This window comes from Streptomyces hygroscopicus subsp. hygroscopicus (genome assembly GCF_001553455.1).
Lineage (GTDB): Bacteria > Actinomycetota > Actinomycetes > Streptomycetales > Streptomycetaceae > Streptomyces > Streptomyces hygroscopicus.
In genome coordinates, this window is sequence record NZ_BBOX01000148.1 from 1 (window position 1) to 6,377 (window position 6,377).

Annotated in this window: 1 protein-coding gene; it reads left to right on the plus strand. The window is 73.4% G+C overall.

Annotated features, from left to right (window positions below):
• Positions 1 to 6,377: type I polyketide synthase (locus AXW62_RS16965; protein ID WP_159060901.1), on the plus strand; the 6,377-nt coding region annotated here is incomplete at both ends.

Below are 6,377 nucleotides of genomic sequence, written 5' to 3' on the forward strand. Positions count from 1 at the left end.
ACCGGACCCTGCTCGACCTGGTGCGGGCCCACGCCGCCGCGGTCCTCGGCTTCGCGGGCCCGGAGGCGATCGAAGCCGGCCGCGCGTTCCAGGAGCTGGGTTTCGACTCGCTCACGGCGGTGGAGTTCCGCAACCGGCTGATGGGGGAGACCGGGCTGGCGCTGCCGGCGACACTGGTCTTCGACTACCCGAACGCGACGATCCTGGCGGACCACCTGCGTGCCGAGGTGCTGGGCACCCAGGGCGCGGTGGCCGCGCCGGTGGCGGTGGCGGCCCCGGTCGACGACGATCCGATCGCGATCGTCGGGATGAGCTGCCGCTTCCCGGGCGGGGTACGCAGCCCCGAGGACCTGTGGAACCTCCTCGCGGCCGGAACGGACGCCATCGCCGACTTCCCCTCCGACCGCGGCTGGGACGTCGACGGGATGTACGACCCGGACCCGGACCGCTCGGGCACGTTCTACGCCCGCGAGGGCGGGTTCCTGGACGAGGCGGGCGAGTTCGACGCCGCGTTCTTCGGTATCTCGCCGCGTGAGGCGCTCGCCATGGACCCGCAGCAGCGGCTGCTGCTGGAAACCTCCTGGGAGGCGTTCGAGCGCGCCGGTATCGATCCGTCGTCCGTGCGCGGCAACCAGATCGGTGTCTACGTCGGTGCCGCGACCTCCGGCTACGGAGCGGGGCTCCACGAGATTCCCGAGGGCCTCGAAGGGCAGTTGCTGACCGGCAGCGCGACCTCCGTCGTATCGGGCCGCATCTCCTACACCCTGGGCCTCGAAGGGCCCGCCATGACGGTGGACACCGCGTGCTCGTCGTCGCTGGTCGCCCTGCACCAGGCCGCGCAGGCGCTGCGCCAGGGCGAGTGCGGCATGGCGCTCGCCGGTGGTGTGACCGTGATCGCCAGCCCGGCCGCTTTCGTGGAGTTCAGCCGGCAGCGTGGGCTGGCGCCCGACGGCCGGTGCAAGCCGTTCGCGGAGGCGGCGGACGGCACGGGCTGGTCCGAGGGTGTGGGCATGCTCCTGGTGGAGCGGCTCTCGGACGCCGAGCGCAACGGCCACCCGGTGCTGGCGATCGTGCGCGGCTCGGCCGTCAACCAGGACGGTGCGAGCAACGGTCTGACGGCGCCGAACGGTCCCTCGCAGCAGCGGGTGATCCGCCAGGCCCTCGCCAACGCCCGCCTGTCGGCGTCCGAGGTGGACGCGGTGGAGGCGCACGGCACCGGTACGACGCTGGGTGACCCGATCGAGGCGCAGGCGCTGCTGGCCACCTACGGCCAGGACCGCCCCGAGGGCCGGCCGCTGTGGCTGGGTGCGCTGAAGTCGAATATCGGTCATACGCAGGCCGCCGCCGGTGTGGCCGGGGTCATCAAGATGGTGATGGCGATGCGGCACGGTGTGCTGCCGAAGACGCTGCATGTGGACGAGCCGTCGCGGCAGGTGGACTGGTCGGCGGGCGAGGTGCGCCTGCTGACCGAGGCCACCGCGTGGCCGGAGACCGATCGGCCGCGCCGGGCCGCGGTGTCGGCGTTCGGTGTGAGCGGCACCAACGCGCACACCATCATCGAGCAGGCCCCGGTGTCCGACGAGGCCGAGCGGGACGAGGCTCCCGCCGGTGGCCACGGGGTCCTCCCCTGGGCGCTCTCCGCCCGGAGTCCCGAGGCCCTGCGCGCCCAGGCCGACCGACTGCGGACCCACCTTCTCGAAGCGCCCGAGCTCGGCGTTCTGGACGTCGCCCACTCGCTGGTCGCCACCCGGTCGGTGTTCGAGCACCGCGCGGTGCTGCTGGGCACCGAGCGCGAGACGCTCCTGCGCGGCCTGGAGACCGTCGCCACGGGCGGCGACGCGCCCGGCATCGTCCAGGGCCAGGTGGCCAAGGGCGGGAAGACCGCGTTCATGTTCACCGGCCAGGGCGCGCAGCGCCTCGGCATGGGCCGCGAGCTGTATGAGACGTTCCCGGTGTTCGCCCGCGCCCTGGACGAGGTGTGCGCACGGCTCGACCTGCTGCTGGACCGTCCGCTGCGGGAGGTGGTGTTCGCGGCCGAGGGCAGTGCGGATGCCGAGCTGCTGGACCGGACGGCGTTCACCCAGCCCGCCCTGTTCGCCGTCGAGGTGGCGCTGTTCCGGCTGCTGGAACACTTCGGCGTCACCCCGGACGTGCTGATCGGCCACTCCATCGGCGAGGTCGCCGCGGCCCACGTGGCCGGGGTGTTCTCGCTGGACGACGCCTGCGCGCTGATCGCGGCCCGGGGCCGGCTGATGCAGGACCTGCCGGCCGGTGGCGCGATGGTCGCCGTCGAGGCGTCGGAGACCGAGGTCGCCGAGCAGCTCACGGACGAGCTGGAGCGGCGGATGAGCATCGCCGCCGTCAACGGCCCGGCCGCCGTGGTCATCGCCGGTGACGAGGACGCGGTGCTCGAAGCCGCCGCGACGTGGTCGGAGCGGGGCCGCAGAACCCGCCGCCTGCGAGTCAGCCACGCCTTCCACTCCCCGCACATGGACGCGATGCTGGAGGACTTCCGCGCGGTGGCGCGGACCATCACCTTCCACAGCCCGTCCATCGCGCTCATCTCCAACGTCACGGGTGAGCAGGCCGGGGCCGAAGAGGTGTGCTCGCCGGAGTACTGGGTGCGGCACGTGCGGGAGACGGTGCGCTTCCTCAACGGCGTGCGGTCCCTGGAAGCCCAGGGCGTCACCACGTATGTCGAGGTGGGCCCCGACGGCGTGCTGTCCGCGATGGCCCAGGACTGCCTGACCGGACCGGGCGAGGACATCGCCGCCGAGGACGCACCGGCCCCCGTGCTGGTGCCGCTGCTGCGCGAGGACCGCCCCGACACCCAGGCGCTCGTCGCCGCGCTCGCCGAGGTACACGTCCACGGCGCGACCGTCGACTGGCGGGCGCTCTTCGCCGGGCTCGACGCCCGCCGCGTGGACCTTCCCACCTACGCGTTCCAGCACCAGCGTTACTGGCTCGACGCCGGCGCCGCCGCCGGAGACGCCGCGGCCTTCGGCCTCGACCCCGCCGACCACCCGCTGCTGGGCGGAGCCGTCCCCCTCGCGGGCGCCGACGGTCTGGTGTTCACCGGAACGCTCTCGCTGCACACCCAGCCCTGGCTGGCGGACCACGTCCTGAGCGGCGAGCCGGTACTGGCCAGCACGGCCCTCGTGGAACTGGCGATTCGCGCCGGTGACGAGGTCGGCCTCGGCCGGATCGAGGAACTCGTCGTCCAGGCGCCGCTGGTCCTGCCCCGGGGCGGCGGAGCCCAGATCCAGCTCGTCCTCGGCGAGGAGGACGAGTCCGGCACCCGTTCGCTGGACGTGTACTCGCGCCTGCCCGAGCCCGTGGACGAGGACGAGTGGATCTGCCACGCCACCGGTGTGCTCGCCCCGGAACCGGACGACGCCGCGGCCGCCGAAGCGGCGACCCGCTTCGACTCCACCGCGTGGCCCCCGCCCGGCGCCGAGCGCGTCGACGTGGACGGCCTGTACGAACTGCTGGCCGACACCGGCCTGGTCTACGGACCCTCCTTCCGTGGTCTGCGCGCCGTGTGGCAGCGCGAGGACGACGTGTTCGCCGAGGTCAGCCTGGCTGAGGAGGCCGTCGTGGACGCCCAGCGGTTCGGGCTGCACCCCGCCCTCCTGGACGCGGCGCTCCAGCCGCTCGGCCTCGGGGTCCTGGACGGCGTGGGGCGCGGCCGCGTGCTGTTCAGCCTGGCCGGGGTATCGCTGTACGCCTCCGGTGCCTCCGCGCTGCGCGTCCGGCTCGCCCGCACCGGGCCGGCGACCCTCTCCCTGGCGGCCGTCGACGGAGCCGGCGAAGCCGTCGTGTCCGCTGACACGCTGACGCTGCGTGAGATCGCCACGGAGCCGTCGGAAACCCGGGCGCCGGCCCCGGCAGAGACGGCCGCCGACGCCCCCGCGGAGACATCCGTCGAGCCGGTGCGCCGGCGCAGGACCACACGGCGGACCGCGAAGCGCGCGGGCTCCGAGTCCGGGCCGCTCGCCGCGCTGAGGGAGCGGCTGGCCGGGCTCTCCGAGCCCGAGCAGGACCGGGTGCTCCTCGACGTGATCCGCACGCACGTCGCGGCGGCGCTCGGACACGCCTCCGCCGACGCGGTCCAGGGCTCGCAGTCGTTCAAGGAACTCGGCTTCAGCTCGCTGACCGCCGTCGAGTTCCGCAACCGGGTGAGCAAGGCCACCGGCCTGCGCCTCCCGGCGACGGCCGTCTTCGACTACCCGACCCCCGTCGAACTGGCGAAGTTCGCCCGTGCCGAGGTCCTCGGCGCACTGACCGGGGCCCGGCAGCCGGTGCCGGTCGCGGTGGCGGACAACGATGAGCCGATCGTGATCGTGGGCATGAGCTGCCGCTACCCCGGTGGCGTGGCCACCCCCGAGGACCTGTGGGACCTGGTCGCCCAGGGCCGGGACGGCATCTCGCCCTTCCCGACGGACCGCGGCTGGGACGTGGAGAACCTCTACGACCCGGACCCGGACGAGCCCGGCAAGTGCTACACGCAGGAAGGCGGCTTCCTGCACAACGCCAGCCAGTTCGACCCGGCGTTCTTCGGGATCTCGCCGCGTGAGGCGATAGCGATGGACCCGCAGCACCGGCTCCTGCTGGAAACCTCATGGGAGGCGCTGGAACGGGCCGGGATCGACCCGATCGCGGCGAAGGGCAGCCAGACCGGCGTCTTCGCGGGTGTCACCTACCAGGACTACGGCGGTGTCCTCGCCGGATCCCAGGAGAGCGTCGAGGGCCTCGTCGGCACCGGTGTCTCGCCGAGCGTGCTCTCGGGCCGTATCTCCTACACGCTGGGCCTCGAAGGGCCCGCCATGACGGTGGACACCGCGTGCTCGTCGTCGCTGGTCGCCCTGCACCTCGCGTGGCAGGCACTGCGCCAGGGCGAGTGCTCGCTGGCGCTGGCCGGCGGTGTGACGGTGATGTCCACCCCGATGTCGCTGATCGAGTTCAGCAGGCAGCGCGCTCTCGCCTCCGACGGGCGGAGCAAGCCGTTCTCGGCCGCCGCGGACGGCGCGAGCTGGGCCGAAGGCGTCGGCATGCTCGTCCTCGAGCGGCTGTCGGACGCGCGCCGCAACGGCCACCCGATCCTGGCCGTGGTGCGCGGCAGCGCGGTGAACCAGGACGGTGCGAGCAACGGTCTGACGGCGCCGAACGGTCCCTCGCAGCAGCGGGTCATCCGGCAGGCGCTGGCGAACGCCCGCCTGACGGCCGCCGAGGTGGACGCGGTGGAGGCGCACGGCACGGGTACCTCGCTGGGTGACCCGATCGAGGCGCAGGCACTGCTGAACACCTACGGTCAGGAGCGCCCCGAGGGCCAGCCGCTGTGGCTGGGCGCCATCAAGTCGAACATCGGCCACTCGCAGGCGGCCGCGGGCGTGGGCGGCGTCATCAAGATGGTGATGGCGATGCGGCACGGCGTGCTGCCGAAGACCCTGCACCTGGACGAGCCCTCGCCGCACGTGGACTGGACGGCGGGTGACGTCGAGCTGCTGGCCGAGGCCAGGCCGTGGCCCGAGACGGGGCATCCGCGGCGCGCGGGCGTGTCGGCGTTCGGTATGAGCGGCACCAACGTGCACACCATCCTGGAGCAGGCTCCCGAGGCCGAGGCGGAGGAGAACGCCGGGGCCGAGGTCGTCGACGGACCGGTGGCGTGGCTGGTGGCGGGCAAGGGCGATGCCGCCCTGCGCGCCCAGGCGGCCACACTGCGGGAGTTCGTCACGGAGCGCCCGGAGCTGGGCGCCGCCGATGTGGCGCTCTCACTGGCGACGACCAGGTCCGCGTTCGAGTTCCGGGCCGTGGTGACCGGGACCGGCCGTGCGGAACTCCTCCAGCGCCTGGAGGCCGTGGCCGAGGGGACGAAGGCACCGGGTGTGGTCCGCGGCAACGCCACCGAGGCGCTCGGCCGTCCGGTGCTGGTCTTCCCCGGTCAGGGTGCGCAGTGGGTGGGGATGGCGGTGGGGTTGCTGGAGTCCTCGCCGGTGTTCGCGGAGTCGATTGCCGAGTGCGAGGCGGCTCTGTCGGCTTACGTGGACTGGTCGCTGACGGACGTGCTGCGTGGCGCCGAAGGTGCCCCCGGCTATGACCGGGTGGATGTGGTGCAGCCGGTGTTGTTCGCGGTGATGGTGTCGTTGGCGGGGCTGTGGCGTTCGGTGGGTGTGGAGCCTGCGGCGGTGATGGGTCACAGTCAGGGTGAGATCGCCGCGGCGTGTGTGGCGGGTGCGCTGTCGCTTCAGGACGCGGCGAAGGTGGTGGCGCTGCGGTCGCAGGCGATCGCGGCGGGTCTGGCGGGCCGGGGTGGGATGGTGTCGGTCGGGCTGCCGGTGGACCGGGTCAGGGAGCGTACCGCCGCCTGGGACGGCGCT